Source organism: Methylomicrobium album BG8 (assembly GCF_000214275.2).
Taxonomy (GTDB): domain Bacteria; phylum Pseudomonadota; class Gammaproteobacteria; order Methylococcales; family Methylomonadaceae; genus Methylomicrobium; species Methylomicrobium agile.
In genome coordinates, this window is record NZ_CM001475.1 from 2574623 (window position 1) to 2591428 (window position 16806).

The 16806-nt window shown below is 47.1% G+C and carries 6 protein-coding genes, 2 tRNA genes and 1 CRISPR repeat array; of the genes, 2 read left to right on the forward strand and 6 right to left on the reverse strand.

Annotated features, from left to right (window positions below; genetic code table 11):
• The first annotated feature begins 39 nt into the window (after positions 1–39).
• On the forward strand, positions 40–1089 hold the full coding sequence (gene glnL, locus METAL_RS11075; protein ID WP_005372342.1) for a nitrogen regulation protein NR(II): 1050 nt from the start codon (positions 40–42) through the stop codon (positions 1087–1089).
• A complete protein-coding gene (gene ntrC, locus METAL_RS11080; RefSeq protein WP_005372344.1) occupies positions 1082–2491 on the forward strand; it encodes a nitrogen regulation protein NR(I) in 1410 nt (469 codons plus the stop codon). The genes glnL and ntrC overlap by 8 nt, the downstream gene beginning before the upstream one ends.
• A 200-nt stretch (positions 2492–2691) precedes the next feature.
• Here ntrC and METAL_RS11085 read toward each other — a convergent pair whose 3' ends face one another.
• The 6 genes from METAL_RS11085 to METAL_RS11115 all read right to left on the reverse strand — a co-directional run bounded on the left by METAL_RS11085 (position 2692) and on the right by METAL_RS11115 (position 16800).
• Positions 2692–3786 carry an alkene reductase gene (locus METAL_RS11085; protein WP_005372346.1) on the reverse strand — a complete coding sequence of 365 codons (1095 nt, stop codon included), beginning with the start codon at positions 3784–3786 and terminating at the stop codon, positions 2692–2694.
• 353 nt (positions 3787–4139) lie between these two features.
• A tRNA-Glu gene (locus METAL_RS11095) sits at positions 4140–4215 on the reverse strand.
• Between the two features lie 28 nt (positions 4216–4243).
• Positions 4244–4319: transfer RNA gene (locus tag METAL_RS11100), tRNA-Ala, on the reverse strand.
• A 48-nt stretch (positions 4320–4367) separates the two neighbouring features.
• On the reverse strand, positions 4368–5774 hold the full coding sequence (gltX, locus tag METAL_RS11105; protein WP_005372348.1) for a glutamate--tRNA ligase: 1407 nt from the start codon (positions 5772–5774) through the stop codon (positions 4368–4370).
• A gap of 286 nt (positions 5775–6060) precedes the next feature.
• Positions 6061–13503: direct repeats of the CRISPR family, unit length 37 nt; unit sequence GTCTTAATCCCTTCTTTATAAGGTCTGTTATTCAAAT.
• A gap of 73 nt (positions 13504–13576) precedes the next feature.
• The gene (locus METAL_RS11110) at positions 13577–14716 is read right to left on the reverse strand and encodes a Card1-like endonuclease domain-containing protein (protein WP_005372352.1); all 1140 of its coding nucleotides are present in this window, start codon (positions 14714–14716) and stop codon (positions 13577–13579) included.
• Complete coding sequence (locus tag METAL_RS11115; RefSeq protein WP_005372354.1) at positions 14713–16800, reverse strand: CRISPR-associated ring nuclease; 2088 nt, start codon at positions 16798–16800, stop codon at positions 14713–14715. The genes METAL_RS11110 and METAL_RS11115 overlap by 4 nt, the downstream gene beginning before the upstream one ends.
• Positions 16801–16806 lie beyond the last annotated feature (6 nt).

Consider the following 16806-nt stretch of genomic DNA (forward strand, 5'->3'; position numbering starts at 1 on the left):
TAACGCTCATAGACTATGAGTTAGATTTCAAAGGCAGTCATGCATAAAAGGATACTGGATCACCTGAATTCCGCAATTCTACTGTTCGACCGGGACTTGAACCTGGCCTATATCAATACCTCCGGTGAAGTGTTGCTGGCGGACAGCGCCAATCAATTGCTCGGCATGAATGCTTCCGAATTGTTCAAAACCTCCGAACCGGCACTGCTCGCCAATTTGAAACTGTCGCTGGCAATGGCCGAGCCCCTGCTCGACCGTGCGCTTACGCTGAACCGGATCGGCCAGAGCATCACGATCACTTTCAGCGCCACCCCTCTGACAAATGAAAAAGGCCAGCCCGAAGTCCTGGTCGAATTGCTGCAGGTCGACAATCACCTGCGCATATCGAAAGAAGAACAGCTGTTGTCGCAGCAAAATACCGCAAGGCTGCTGGTGAGAGGACTCGCGCACGAAATCAAGAACCCGCTGGGCGGCCTGCGCGGGGCGGCGCAACTGCTGGACCTGGAACTGGTCGATCCCGACTTGAAAGAGTATACCGGCATTATCATCGCCGAATCGGACCGGCTGCAAGGGTTGATGGACAAGATGCTGGGCCCGAACAAACTGCCGAACAAAAAGCCGTTGAATATCCATGAGGTACTGGAAAGGGTCAGGCAACTGGTCGAAGCCGAGGCCAACGGCAATATTTCGATCCTGTGCGACTACGATCCGAGCATTCCCGACTTGAAGGCGGACAAGGACCAGCTGATTCAGGCCGTGTTAAACATTGTGCGCAACGCGGTCCAGGCCCTCGACGGCGCCGGCGTGATCCGGCTGAAGACGCGGATCAAGCGGAATGTCACGATTGGGCGCAAATGCCACAAATTGACGGTCAAAATCGACATTACCGACAACGGCCCCGGCATCGACGCGGGGATGATGAACCAGATTTTTTACCCGATGATAACCGGCCGCCCGGAAGGCACCGGCCTCGGGCTGTCGATCGCGCATTCCCTGATCAGCCAGCACAACGGCCTGATCGAATGCCAGAGCGAACCCGGCAATACCACTTTCACCATTCTGCTACCGATAGAGTCTGGCAATGACTAAACCTGAAACCGTCTGGATCGTAGACGACGATAAATCGATCCGCTGGGTCGTCGAGAAGGCTTTGCAAAAAGCCAAAATGCAGACGATGACTTTTGCGAACACGAAGGAACTCCTGAGCGCATTGCAGCACGATACCCCCGACGCGCTCCTGACCGACATCCGGATGCCCGGCATGGACGGCTTCGAGCTGCTGGACCGCGTGCAAAAAAATTATCCGGGACTGCCGGTAATCATCATGACCGCGCATTCGGATCTCGAAAGCGCGGTTTCGGCTTTCCACGGCGGCGCCTTCGAATACCTGCCCAAGCCGTTCGACATCAATGAAGTGGTCGAACTGGCACACCGCGCCTGCACGCACAGCCGTCGGCAGCAGGAGAGTCAGAAAGAAGCCTCCGCGCTCGAATCGCCGCCCGAAATCATCGGCGCCGCACCGGCCATGCAGGAAGTGTTCCGCGCGATCGGCCGGCTGGCCCGCTCCAACATCACCGTGCTGATCAACGGCGAGTCCGGCACCGGCAAGGAACTGGTCGCCAAAGCCCTGCACAAACACAGCCCGCGCTCGAAGAATCCGTTCATCGCGCTGAATATGGCCGCGATTCCGAAAGACCTGATGGAATCGGAACTGTTCGGCCATGAAAAAGGCGCTTTTACCGGCGCCCAGGCCCGCCGGGCGGGCCGCTTCGAACAAGCCAACGGCGGCACGCTGTTCCTCGACGAAATCGGCGACATGCCGGCCGAACTGCAAACGCGCCTGTTACGCGTGCTTGCCGACGGTGAGTTTTATCCGGTCGGCGCCCATCTGTCGATCAAGGTCGACGTGCGCATCATTGCCGCAACCCATCAAAATCTCGAAGCATTGGTCGAACAAGGCCGCTTCCGTGAAGACCTGTTCCATCGCCTGAACGTGATCCGGATCCACATCCCGCCGCTGCGCGACCGCAAACAGGATATTCCGCTCCTGCTCCGCCACTTTCTGGCCCAGGCCGCGCAGGAACTGAATACCGAAGTCAAAACCCTAAGGCCCGACGCGGAAAGTTATCTGAGCGACCTCGACTGGCCCGGCAACGTCCGCCAGCTCGAAAACTGCTGCCGTTGGCTGACCGTCATGGCTTCCGGCCGTGAAATCCATCTGCACGACCTGCCGCCGGAACTCCTGAACAAACCGCACGAACGCGAAACGGAGAGCGGAAACTGGGAAACGATGCTCAGAAGCTGGATCGACCGCCAACTGATGACCAAGGAACACGAAGTCGCCAAACAGACGATCCCCGCCGTCGAAACGATTTTGATCAAGGCCGCATTGAACCATACCCACGGCAAACGCCACGAAGCGGCCATCTTGCTGGGCTACGGCCGAAACACCCTGACCCGGAAAATCAAGGAACTCGGTATCGAGGAATGATTTTTCGGGTGTTCCTGTTTTTTGATATAAAAAAGATCTTTGCCGCTACGCCGCGGCTGCCTGCCTATAAACAATCCACCGACAAGCATGATCTGAGGATCGGCAGACGTTTTCAGAAACCAATAATCCCTGTTGACAGCCCTATCTGAGACCCCAAGAGAAAAAGGTGGGGTGTAGCATTAGGAAATTTCGATGCAACCCTATTGGCTGATCTTTCCTGTCCTTTTGGACGAGTCCCAACAAGGATAATCCGTATAGCCGACTTTCGGATCGGGCAACCCGTAGCCGTAGAATGTTGCGGCATCATAAGGGTTTAACGCCACGTTCAGTTGCAGGCGGCGCACCAAATCGGGATTGGCGATGAAGTCCTTGCCGAACGAAACGGCATCCGCTTCGCCTGCAGCGATCGCCTGCTGAGCCGTATCGCGGTCGAATCCTTCATTCGCAATCAAAACGCCGCCGAAGCGTTTTTTCAATTCCGGGCTGATGCGGTTGGCCCCCAGCGACTCCCGGGTAAAAATAAAGGCGACGCCTCTCTGGCCGAGTTGTTCTGCGACGTAACCGAATGTCTGCAAAGGCTGCGAATCGCCCATCGAATGCGCATCGCCTCGGGGCGCAAGATGCACTCCGACCCGGCCTCTGCCCCAGACGGAAATCGCCGCATCGGTAACTTCCAGCAGCAGTCGGGCCCGATTTTCTATGGAGCCGCCATATTCGTCTTCGCGATGATTGGTGCTATCCTGCAGGAACTGGTCGAGCAGATAACCGTTGGCACCATGGATTTCCACCCCGTCGAACCCGGCCCGTTCGGCATTTTCCGCACCTTTCCGGTAGGCCTCGACGATGCCGGGAATTTCAGCCGTCTCCAGCGACCTTGGCGTCACGAACTCGCGCTGGGGCCGCAACAGACTCACATGACCCGCAGGCGCAATCGCGCTCGGCGCCACCGGCAATTCTCCGTTCAGGTAATCCGGATGCGAGACCCTGCCAACGTGCCATAACTGTAAGAAAATCCGCCCACCCGCAGCGTGCACTGCGCGAATGACTTGTTTCCACCCCTCGACCTGATCTTCTGACCAGATGCCCGGCGTATCCGGATAGCCGACACCTTGCGGGGAAATACAGGTCGCTTCGCTTAAAATCAATCCGGCACTGGCTCTCTGCGTATAGTACTCCGCCATCAGCGCATTGGGCACTCTACCCGCGCCGGCACGGCAGCGGGTCAACGGCGCCATCACGATACGGTTGGGCAATTCGAGGTCGCCGATCTTGAGCGAATCAAACAGGGTATTCACTTTATGCTCCTTTCTTGTCTTGAATAACGGCTCGAAATTTTACCGTCAGTAACTCGACGGCTCCGGCAATGCCATCGCGGGCTTGCATCGGTTCGCCGATACGTTGGGCACGGTTGCCATATCCAGGGGCCGAGACGATGTTCGCAATGGCTTGCGCCAACGTATTGGCGTCAACCCTTTTCACCGGTGGCGGTTTGCCCGCCGGCCCTCATTCTCTGAAGCTGGGTCGTCCGGAATAATTGCTCTTTCACTCAAAATGGACAAGGTTTTGTAGGATTGCTGCGAAATGCTAAGGGTACCTAAATCGCAGGCAATAAAAAAGGGCTATCCTCATTCGGATAGCCCTTCGAAGATGGCGTCCCCAAGGGGGTTCGAACCCCTGTTACCGCCGTGAAAGGGCAGTGTCCTAGGCCGCTAGACGATGGGGACAACAAATTAAGTTTCAATCCGACTGATTTGGTGGAGCCAAGCGGGATCGAACCGCTGACCTCTTGCATGCCATGCAAGCGCTCTCCCAGCTGAGCTATGGCCCCATCAGTTAAGAAAGACTATTGTACAGTAATTACGGTTTCTGTCCAACTTTAATTTAAACTTTTTATCATCTCGATCGCTTTTCGTATTCTGGACAAAGTCTTACCCTTGCCGAGCAGCGCCAGGGTCACGTCAATCGCCGGCGAAACGGCCGTACCGGTCACCGCCACGCGGAGCGGCTGCGCCACCTTGCCCATGCCCAATGCTTTCGCTTCAGCCAGATCGACGATTACCTGATGCAGCGCTTCTTTCTGCCAGTCATCGGTTTCGGCGAACCGGTCGTGCAACGCGGCCAGTACCTCCCCGGCTTCGGCATTGAAATTCTTTTTAACCGCTTTTTCATCGTACTCATCAAAATCGCGATAGAAAAAAGCGCTCGCCCGCGCCATCTCGACCAGAGTCTGGCTGCGCTCCCTTTGCGCCTTCACCACTTCGACCAACGCCGGCCCCTCCGAAGGATCGATGCCCAGCTGGCCGATGTGCCAGCTCAAATGACGCGCGACATGCGCCGGATCGCTGTTCATAATATATTGGTGATTCAGCCACAGCAGCTTTTTGGTATTGAAAGTCGAGGCGGAAACATTCACGTTTTCCAGTTCGAAATATTCGACCATCTCGTCGACCGAAAAAACCTCCTGATCGCCGTGCGACCAGCCGAGGCGCACCAAATAATTCAGCAGGGCTTCCGGCAAATAACCGTCGTCGCGGAATTGCATCACGCTGACCGCGCCATGCCGCTTCGACAGCCGCGCGCCGTCCGGACCGAGAATCATCGGCAAATGCGCGTATAACGGCAGAGGAGCTCCCAACGCTTTCAGAATGTTCATCTGCCGGGGCGTATTGTTAATATGATCGTCGCCGCGGATCACATGCGTCACTTTCATATCCATGTCGTCGACCACGACAGTCAGATTATAAGTGGGCGAACCGTCCGTCCGTGCAATCACCAGATCATCCAGTTCCTTATTGGCAACCACAATCTCGCCTTTGACCCGATCGTTGATCGTCACGGCGCCGTCCTGCGGATTTTTGAAACGGACCACATAATCGCGTCCGTCGTCGCCTTTATAGCCTTTATCCCGGCACTTGCCGTTGTAACGGGGTTTTTCTTTATGAGCCATTTGCTCGTTACGCACCGCTTCCAGCTCTTCCTTGCTGCAGCAGCAATAATAAGCATCGCCCTGAGCGAGTAATTGCTGAATAATTTCCTTGTAACGATCGAAATGATGCGTTTGGTAGAACGGTCCTTTGTCGTATTCAAGGCCGAGCCAAGTCATGCCTTCGAGAATCGCATTGACCGATTCCTGCGTGGAACGTTCGAGGTCCGTATCTTCGATGCGCAAGATAAAGTCGCCGCCATGCTTGCGGGCGTAAAGCCAGGAAAAAAGCGCGGTACGGGCACCGCCGATATGCAAGTACCCGGTGGGGCTCGGAGCAAAACGTGTAGTAATTGTCATTGAATTCCATTGTGAATTGAAGGGATTTAGCCCACTATTTTAGCCTTTATCGGGCATTAGCGACAATTCCCGGAAATGATCTCGGCAATCCTCAATTTAGCCTAGTACTCAGTCAATCTTGAAATGTCGGATCAGTAGTCCCCTATCGAGGAATTTCCCTGATGAGAGTGGCGATATGGCTAAGCAATACAGAGTGCGACTCACGGAGGAAGAGCGTACCGATTTAGAAGCTGTGGTTTACAAGGGAAAAGCTGCGGCGCATAAAAAGGTACAATTCAAAAACTAGGTCTTAATCCCTTCTTTATAAGGTCTGTTATTCAAATGCCCTTCAAGCGCTGGGTCACCCATAAAGTCCTCCGTCTTAATCCCTTCTTTATAAGGTCTGTTATTCAAATTTTTTTTCTGAGGGGAAAGGCCATGATGTTCCAGTCTTAATCCCTTCTTTATAAGGTCTGTTATTCAAATGAATTTCAAACATTCAAACTATTATTTCTTCTTATGTCTTAATCCCTTCTTTATAAGGTCTGTTATTCAAATATTACCATGAGTAAAAACAACACGAACCAAGCGCGTCTTAATCCCTTCTTTATAAGGTCTGTTATTCAAATAGATTAAGCGCAAAACAAGGACATGCTTTTGCGCGTCTTAATCCCTTCTTTATAAGGTCTGTTATTCAAATTGAATATTTGATGAACAGCAGTAATTATAAAACTGTCTTAATCCCTTCTTTATAAGGTCTGTTATTCAAATTTAAACTTAATCGCTGTTAGCGATTTGAAAGCGTCTTAATCCCTTCTTTATAAGGTCTGTTATTCAAATGGTATTGCCGAGAATCGATTGACGGCTGAGCTGCTGTCTTAATCCCTTCTTTATAAGGTCTGTTATTCAAATATTATCAAAATGAGTAAAGAGACTAAGATCACTCGTCTTAATCCCTTCTTTATAAGGTCTGTTATTCAAATCATCGAGCGGATGGAAAGAGGATTCTGGACCGCGAGTCTTAATCCCTTCTTTATAAGGTCTGTTATTCAAATAAAATACTGGCTGTGACCGTATCAAAGGCTGGCCTGTCTTAATCCCTTCTTTATAAGGTCTGTTATTCAAATATGAACAATCTTAGAGAAAGAGTTTTGACCGGCCTGTCTTAATCCCTTCTTTATAAGGTCTGTTATTCAAATACAGGAGCAAAATGGAAATCTCTGAGGGGCTTGTCTTAATCCCTTCTTTATAAGGTCTGTTATTCAAATGAGGCAAAATTTGGGCTGTTTGTAGCTGCCCAATTGGGTCTTAATCCCTTCTTTATAAGGTCTGTTATTCAAATAGAAAGCACTCCGCAATTACCCTGCGGACAAACAGTCTTAATCCCTTCTTTATAAGGTCTGTTATTCAAATCACTCACTAGTTTCGAGTGCGGTTCGAGGTAGCAAGTCTTAATCCCTTCTTTATAAGGTCTGTTATTCAAATAGATTTCGGACACAGGAGCAAAATGGAAGTCTGCGTCTTAATCCCTTCTTTATAAGGTCTGTTATTCAAATCCACCGTTCTGCGCTCAATGATCGAGCGCTACGAGTCTTAATCCCTTCTTTATAAGGTCTGTTATTCAAATGGCCGTACTGGAGCCGCATCTGTTCGACGGACAATAGTCTTAATCCCTTCTTTATAAGGTCTGTTATTCAAATGAGTCCGCAAAATCATTTTGCCTCAGCCATTACGGTGTCTTAATCCCTTCTTTATAAGGTCTGTTATTCAAATACAGATGACGAAAAAACCGCCTATGCGGCTCGCGTCTTAATCCCTTCTTTATAAGGTCTGTTATTCAAATGGGATTAAGGGCCTCTGATGCTACCTGGGCAATGCGTCTTAATCCCTTCTTTATAAGGTCTGTTATTCAAATGCGCCCGTAGCACTCTATCAACTTGCCCCCGCTTCGTCTTAATCCCTTCTTTATAAGGTCTGTTATTCAAATATGGAAATAGGCCGGGCAATCGCGGGCCTGACGTCTTAATCCCTTCTTTATAAGGTCTGTTATTCAAATCTTAACCACCAAAAAGGTGGACCTGTCCCGGCCGTCTTAATCCCTTCTTTATAAGGTCTGTTATTCAAATTGATCGAGCCCAACATCAAAAAACCTCCGGGTCTTAATCCCTTCTTTATAAGGTCTGTTATTCAAATTCGTCAGGTAGGTGAACAGTTGCGGCAAGCAGCTGTCTTAATCCCTTCTTTATAAGGTCTGTTATTCAAATTGCTCGCCCATCAAAACCAATAACATCAAATTAGTCTTAATCCCTTCTTTATAAGGTCTGTTATTCAAATCTGTATCGCGCGTCGAAGTTGCCGCCGTATCAACCGGTCTTAATCCCTTCTTTATAAGGTCTGTTATTCAAATGGTCTTTATATCGAAATGAAGAAGCCTGCAGAAAAGTCTTAATCCCTTCTTTATAAGGTCTGTTATTCAAATCGAACATTACCGCGAATACATACAACAAAATTGACGTCTTAATCCCTTCTTTATAAGGTCTGTTATTCAAATAATTTGAAGTAACAACTCCGCCCCGGTTGCCCACGTCTTAATCCCTTCTTTATAAGGTCTGTTATTCAAATCTCTGTTGGAGAATGGGAAGGTCAAGAACAATTAGTCTTAATCCCTTCTTTATAAGGTCTGTTATTCAAATAAATTCGTTGGCAGCATAGAGGCTGAATCCTCATGTCTTAATCCCTTCTTTATAAGGTCTGTTATTCAAATCAATGGCAGGCGGAAAACGAGAAGGAGCTGGCAGGGTCTTAATCCCTTCTTTATAAGGTCTGTTATTCAAATTGGGGTAGCGAAGCATCGTTGTTAACCCTTACGTCTTAATCCCTTCTTTATAAGGTCTGTTATTCAAATGACCTCTCAAATGGCAAACCAGCAATGGCTTACGTCGGTCTTAATCCCTTCTTTATAAGGTCTGTTATTCAAATGACTACTGAAAAACAAAACAAAAAAGCTGCCGCTGGTCTTAATCCCTTCTTTATAAGGTCTGTTATTCAAATGAATTTATTGGATGTAGTTAAGGTGAAATATGAGTCTTAATCCCTTCTTTATAAGGTCTGTTATTCAAATGAATTTATTGGATGTAGTTAAGGTGAAATATGAGTCTTAATCCCTTCTTTATAAGGTCTGTTATTCAAATCAGATTCAAGCGATTGATTTGCAAAGAAAAATCGGTCTTAATCCCTTCTTTATAAGGTCTGTTATTCAAATTCTAGATGTTGCAAAGCTTCGCTGGGTCATGGAGGTCTTAATCCCTTCTTTATAAGGTCTGTTATTCAAATTTGACGAGAATGACAAAGATGTTACTGAATACTGTGTCTTAATCCCTTCTTTATAAGGTCTGTTATTCAAATATTTTAGACGCTGCCAAGCTTCTCAATGACGAAAAAGTCTTAATCCCTTCTTTATAAGGTCTGTTATTCAAATCAAAAAATTGCTGCATTTCGTGCAGCAGATGTTGGTCTTAATCCCTTCTTTATAAGGTCTGTTATTCAAATGCGTTCTTCAATCTCATAAGTGCAGAGAACTGCACGTCTTAATCCCTTCTTTATAAGGTCTGTTATTCAAATTTGACACGCTTTGCGCGCTCACAAATCAATGCTAGTCTTAATCCCTTCTTTATAAGGTCTGTTATTCAAATTGACGAGAATGACAAAGATGTTACTGAATTTACTGTCTTAATCCCTTCTTTATAAGGTCTGTTATTCAAATAATAGCGGTGACTTTTTATAATGTTGGTAAAGAGTTGTCTTAATCCCTTCTTTATAAGGTCTGTTATTCAAATAGAAAGCCGCAATAAACCCAGTGGCGGCAATCAACGTCTTAATCCCTTCTTTATAAGGTCTGTTATTCAAATAAACCCAGTGGCGGCAATCAACCAATGGGACTCCGGTCTTAATCCCTTCTTTATAAGGTCTGTTATTCAAATGATTCGTTAAACCAACTGACACAACGGTTTATATGTCTTAATCCCTTCTTTATAAGGTCTGTTATTCAAATGATTGAGGCAGTTTATCCAGGCATAACGCATCAAGTCTTAATCCCTTCTTTATAAGGTCTGTTATTCAAATATATGTCGTAGCTGGTTATCAAGGCAATTTGTGTCTTAATCCCTTCTTTATAAGGTCTGTTATTCAAATTAATGAGCAACATGAAAAAAGAAATCATGGTTCAGTCTTAATCCCTTCTTTATAAGGTCTGTTATTCAAATATATGGATGACCACATAGTGCAGTTCTCCTCGTCTTAATCCCTTCTTTATAAGGTCTGTTATTCAAATAAACCTAACCTAAATCACTACTTTTGGAGAACATGTCTTAATCCCTTCTTTATAAGGTCTGTTATTCAAATAATCAAAAAATTGCATCTTTCAGAGCTTCTGAAAGTCTTAATCCCTTCTTTATAAGGTCTGTTATTCAAATGTGTAGAAACGCTCGAATATCTAATGAATCACAGGTCTTAATCCCTTCTTTATAAGGTCTGTTATTCAAATGGCAGCATCGCAACACGCTTCCAAGAGCTCGTCGGGTCTTAATCCCTTCTTTATAAGGTCTGTTATTCAAATTAAATGTCACAAGTCATCCTGTTTAACAAGATTGGTCTTAATCCCTTCTTTATAAGGTCTGTTATTCAAATATACTCAGCACTGAAATCTACATTTTTGACGAAGTCTTAATCCCTTCTTTATAAGGTCTGTTATTCAAATATCGTGGCACTGCGTTTGATTCCTTGGTCCGTGACCGTCTTAATCCCTTCTTTATAAGGTCTGTTATTCAAATACCCCCATAAGGAGACACTATGCACCTGTTAGACTTGTCTTAATCCCTTCTTTATAAGGTCTGTTATTCAAATTTTTTACAACTCACTACACAATTCTGTGTAGAGGGTCTTAATCCCTTCTTTATAAGGTCTGTTATTCAAATATATCACCAAGAAAGGGTTCAAACCGTACGGGATTGTCTTAATCCCTTCTTTATAAGGTCTGTTATTCAAATGGACCAGATGAAATCGCTCCATTCTGAGTTTATGTCTTAATCCCTTCTTTATAAGGTCTGTTATTCAAATTTTCTTCTTGTAGAGAGTATTGTCATGAACAATCGTCTTAATCCCTTCTTTATAAGGTCTGTTATTCAAATCTGATGAATTACAGCAATTATAAGACTGCATCGGTCTTAATCCCTTCTTTATAAGGTCTGTTATTCAAATAAGCATTCGAGCGTTTCTACACTCGAATATCTAGTCTTAATCCCTTCTTTATAAGGTCTGTTATTCAAATAGACGCATTGTGCGCTATCAGCAATCAGTGTTACGTCTTAATCCCTTCTTTATAAGGTCTGTTATTCAAATGAAAATTCTATCGTGATGATGATTGTAGAGCGCAGGTCTTAATCCCTTCTTTATAAGGTCTGTTATTCAAATCAAATTTGATAAATGCAAGTGCAGAGAAATCTGCAGTCTTAATCCCTTCTTTATAAGGTCTGTTATTCAAATATCTAATGAATGCGCAGTCTTACAAAACTGCATCGTCTTAATCCCTTCTTTATAAGGTCTGTTATTCAAATGTGAGTAACGCTGTAAAAGCGTTAGCTTTTTTTGTCTTAATCCCTTCTTTATAAGGTCTGTTATTCAAATAGTCTTCAGTAACAATAGCGCTTTCAAAAAAGCGTCTTAATCCCTTCTTTATAAGGTCTGTTATTCAAATTTTAATGAACGCGAAGTCTTACAAGACTGCGTCGTCTTAATCCCTTCTTTATAAGGTCTGTTATTCAAATCAGAGAAATCTGCACTTCTTGAAAAAAACATAAAGGTCTTAATCCCTTCTTTATAAGGTCTGTTATTCAAATTCTTGATGCTGGTATGGTTCAATATATTTTTTGCCGTCTTAATCCCTTCTTTATAAGGTCTGTTATTCAAATATTTCCTCCTGGCTCATATGTACCAAAACACAAAGGTCTTAATCCCTTCTTTATAAGGTCTGTTATTCAAATAAATGAAAGGCACATATGTAGTAGCTGGTTATGTCTTAATCCCTTCTTTATAAGGTCTGTTATTCAAATTTCCAAATCGTTCCACTGCTGTTCCTGCTCCATGCGTCTTAATCCCTTCTTTATAAGGTCTGTTATTCAAATATTAGTTCGCTCTGACGACAAAGATTCTTGCGCGTCTTAATCCCTTCTTTATAAGGTCTGTTATTCAAATACAAAGATATCACAGTATTCAACAACAATAGCGCGTCTTAATCCCTTCTTTATAAGGTCTGTTATTCAAATATCGATTGCAGCTCTCAGAAAGCAGAGCAAGTAAAAGTCTTAATCCCTTCTTTATAAGGTCTGTTATTCAAATCATTTCGTGCAGCAGAAGTTAAAATTGAAATTGAGGTCTTAATCCCTTCTTTATAAGGTCTGTTATTCAAATTGACGAAAAAAGCACGCTCATCACAAAGATGAGCGTCTTAATCCCTTCTTTATAAGGTCTGTTATTCAAATCGTCGATTCTTGATTATGTTGTGAGCGCTTTAAAGCGTCTTAATCCCTTCTTTATAAGGTCTGTTATTCAAATAAGGTAGTACGTTAACCCTATCATTAAGCCGCTTGGTCTTAATCCCTTCTTTATAAGGTCTGTTATTCAAATGTCAAAGTTATACAATGGGCAGACTATTAAAAACTAGTCTTAATCCCTTCTTTATAAGGTCTGTTATTCAAATACCTTATATAGAAGAATATGGGTTTAAGGAAGTTGTCTTAATCCCTTCTTTATAAGGTCTGTTATTCAAATAATCTTGGGTGGTTTCGTCAAACAACAACGGGCCGGTCTTAATCCCTTCTTTATAAGGTCTGTTATTCAAATGACGGCTACGTGTCGCGTGTCATCTAAAATTATGAGTCTTAATCCCTTCTTTATAAGGTCTGTTATTCAAATATGGGACGGCCAAGAGCAATTGGCGGCAGACAATGTGTCTTAATCCCTTCTTTATAAGGTCTGTTATTCAAATCGTCGTCTATTCTCGATTATGTTTTGAGCGCATTGTCTTAATCCCTTCTTTATAAGGTCTGTTATTCAAATCGAACTTCAATCTAATCTGATCGCTATAAGCGTCTTAATCCCTTCTTTATAAGGTCTGTTATTCAAATTCTAATTAATATTGAGATAAAGATATGAAATTTGTCTTAATCCCTTCTTTATAAGGTCTGTTATTCAAATTCGACGCTGCGCAGTTACTTAATGACGAAAAACAGTCTTAATCCCTTCTTTATAAGGTCTGTTATTCAAATCTCAACGATGAGAAGCACTCAACAATATTAGACTAGTCTTAATCCCTTCTTTATAAGGTCTGTTATTCAAATGTCAAAAGAAACGAAAGTGAGTTTACTTAATAAGGTCTTAATCCCTTCTTTATAAGGTCTGTTATTCAAATAAAGCGTTATTTGAAGCGCTTCAAAAAGCGCTAGGTCTTAATCCCTTCTTTATAAGGTCTGTTATTCAAATAGTAAGTAAGTAATTAGAGTGCGCTAGTAATAGCGGTCTTAATCCCTTCTTTATAAGGTCTGTTATTCAAATTGCAGACATGCTCAACATTGAACTCTGCATATATGGTCTTAATCCCTTCTTTATAAGGTCTGTTATTCAAATGCAAGCGTCATATTGTTTTGATTTAGCGCAATTGTCTTAATCCCTTCTTTATAAGGTCTGTTATTCAAATAGCTCGTTCATACTCTCCTCTATTTTTCAGATGGTTACAGATAGGGTTGCCAAGGTTTTTCATATTTGAAAAGTTAACCGTTGGGACTGAGCCATTTTTTCAGTTGCTGCTGTAAATTCTTCAGCTCGGAGAGACTACAAAGCGTAATGTTCAGTTCTTTTGCACGGGCACGGCTGCTTTTGTCCAGCGTATTGAAACTGATCAGCATGGCCTTGCCCTGCAGGCCGCCCATCAAATCTCGCAGGCTGTCGAGTTTATACAATACATCCGCGCCTTGCGCCGAGTCCCTATAGCTTTTAGTTTTGCATTCGATTAAATGCAGCCGGTTAGCTTTGATCAGGCCGATGTCGATTTCGTTCTTTACGGCTGTTTTTCCGGCAGGGTGCCGGCTTATCGTAATGTTACAGGCAATATCCTGGATGCCCGAAGCTTTCTTCAGCCCCAAGCATTCCGCATAGGCGAACATTTCCAGCCAGCCGCCGTTGGCGGTAAAGCGGGCCTGCGCATCAACGAATTTTAGGGAATGGCCGTTGATCCTGCATAATCCCGCTTGCTCGAATAAATCCAGCATCTCCCAGAGATGAGGTCGGGATTGAGGGCCAGAGTCGATTTCGACAGTCAATTGAGGGTTATCCGCATTCAGCGCCAGATAATTCAGCGTACTCAATTCGGACGCATAGCGATCGATGTCGGCAATCAGTTGGCGCGTCAGCCGGCGAATGGGTTCGGCAACGCCGGCAGGTTCCGGAATATCGACTTTTTCGGCGCCATAGGCCATCAGATAATCCTTCAGTCTCAAGCAGTCGGCCAGGTCCTGCGCGGGTTTGCCGGGCGACAGCCAAAGCAGCCGGTCCTGTTCCGGATGAATGTAATAAATGGGCAGTTCGCAACTGCGGAAGGCTTCGTAAGCGGCAATGCTCATCAGTTTGGTGCCGCCGGTCGCATTGAGGGCGATGCCGCCGTCCGGATATTGCGCAAGCAGGTCGAGTATCCGGTCGCTGATGTGTTCCGCATCCCAGGGGTTGTCGATCGTACAACGTTCGATACGGATGCCGCGCGGCTTGAAGATGTTTTCAAGCGCCTGGCTGCGCTCGGTCATATCGGGGCTGACCAGCATCACGACTTTCTGCGGACGCAGACTGTCGTCCAGGATCGGCGTAATGTTGGGTATCGGCTGCGCCGATACCAGGATCAGGTGAGTGCTGATAGTCATGGGTTCTCAGTAAGCTGGATGTAGAGTTGAGCGTCAATGCGCTTGAGCAGTTTTTCCTTGTGCTGGGCGCTGAGAAAGCTGTGGACGAAACCTTGCTTGATCATCGCCAGCACATCCCATTGGCTGAGCCGGTAACCGGACATGGCCGCCGCGGCGAGATATTCGTCCGCCAAGCTGGTGCGGCTGATGCCGGGGTTGTCGGTGCACAGGGTCAACGGCAGCCCTTTGCGCCAGAGTTCCATCAACGGATACGGCGGGCAATCCCGGCTTTCGGAATAGCGCGGGTCATGAAAGCCGACAACTTCGCGGTTGGAAGTGGGGCACAGTTCCAGGCAGATGCTGCGGTCCCGGAAACGTTGCGCGAGTTTGTCGTTGTCGTTCAGAGTCAAACCGTGGCCAATGCGATCGGCATGCAGATGATAAGTTGCCTGCCAGATGGATTCGGCGGCTTCGCCTTCGCCGGCGTGAATGGTGATCGGCAAACATTCCGCAAAAGCGGGGTTGAAAAGATGCGCGATAGCCTCCGGTTGAGTTTGTTGTTCGTCGCCGGCCAAATCCAGCCCGGCGATGAAATCGGGCAGTCGCCGCTTGGCGATAACGGCTTGACGGATGGTATCCGCAAGTTCGATTTCCTTGGCGCGGCGATCGGCGATGATGATAAAGCGAAAGCAAGGTTTTTTTTCTGTCGGCAAGCTTGTCAGGCTGTCATTCAAGGCCTGATGGAACGACTCGAGAAATGTCAGGCTGTCGCCGTATTTTTGCGGGCTGCCGCGCAGCTCGATATAAGCCAGTCCTTCGGCAACGGCCTGATCGACCACGGCCTGCGCGTAAGGCGCAATCGCGGCGGGATAGCCGAGCAAGGCCGAGCCGGTCAATTCGCCGGGACGTTCGTAAGCGGCAAAGCCTTTTTCGTGCCGTTGTTTCAGCCCGATGCGCGGCTCGGTAACGTACCAGAGATTGTGCTGTAATTGCTGATCGCTGGAGTGAAGCAACAAGGCGGCTGTCCGATGGCTGCGCGTGCCGTTGGCTTTCAGGGATACGGGCCAATCCCAGGCCCATGTTTCCGCTTGCAGCAGCGGCTGGCAATCCTGAAGCGCTTGCCGCTGTTCCGGCTCGGTCAGATTTCGCCAAATCGCCTGAGCGACATGGCGCTGGGCATTCAGATCCAGGCAGCCGCCGAGGTGGCGGTGTAAATCGGCCTTAGGCAGAGCGGTTAACCAATCCCGATGGTTTTCGGTCAGACGGGAATTACGCAGTTGATCGATTCGGCGAGGAGGCAAGCGATACAGGCTACGCCAGTTTTCGTGCGTTTCATCGCGGCTGATGTCCTGCAGGTAGTTGCCGAACAGGCGGCTGCTGGCTTTTTCGCGCTTGGACAGTTCCTGGCCGAGGCTCGCGCCGCTATCGGCAAAAGTGGCGATTTGACCGGCCTCGGGCAACGGAAGCGGATAGTCTTCGGTTTTGATGGGCTCAGCCGCATCGACTTTGATATCCAGCAGGTCGCTACGGACGGTCTGGCCGGCAACCAAGGGCGTCACCAGCGCGGCCCACTCCGGGGGCAGCGGCTGGGTAAACACCGACGGCAGCGCCTCGCGAAACTCCTTCGGCAACCCATCGGCGCTGATCACATGCAGCAATGCCTGACAGCCCAGCAAGCTGCCGGCCCATTGCATATCCGCGCTCATCGTTTTCCGCCCGCCGGCAAGCGACAGCACGACCTGGCCGCCGCCGCTGTGGTGATGCGCCTTGAGGCAGGCGCGCACGATCAATTCGCGAATGGCGGCGCATTCCTGCTGCGTGGCAAGCTGGTCGGTGCTTTCTGCCCGCCACACTCTAAGAATGGGCGAGCGCGGCCAGCAGGCAATCCACGCTTTCAGGGAATCGAGGCTTCTTTGCGTGCCCTGGGTCGTACAGACCCAGATCTCGTCTGGCTCGGCAAGCCTATATTGTGCTCTAAGGCCTAACAGTTTTTCACGTTGGGGATGATGGTGGTAGAGCGGGAATTTCCCGGGGGCCAGAAAGGCGTAGACTTCCGGAACGACGGCCCAACTGGCGCCGAGGGTACAGAGGAGAATGTTACGCATGGTTTT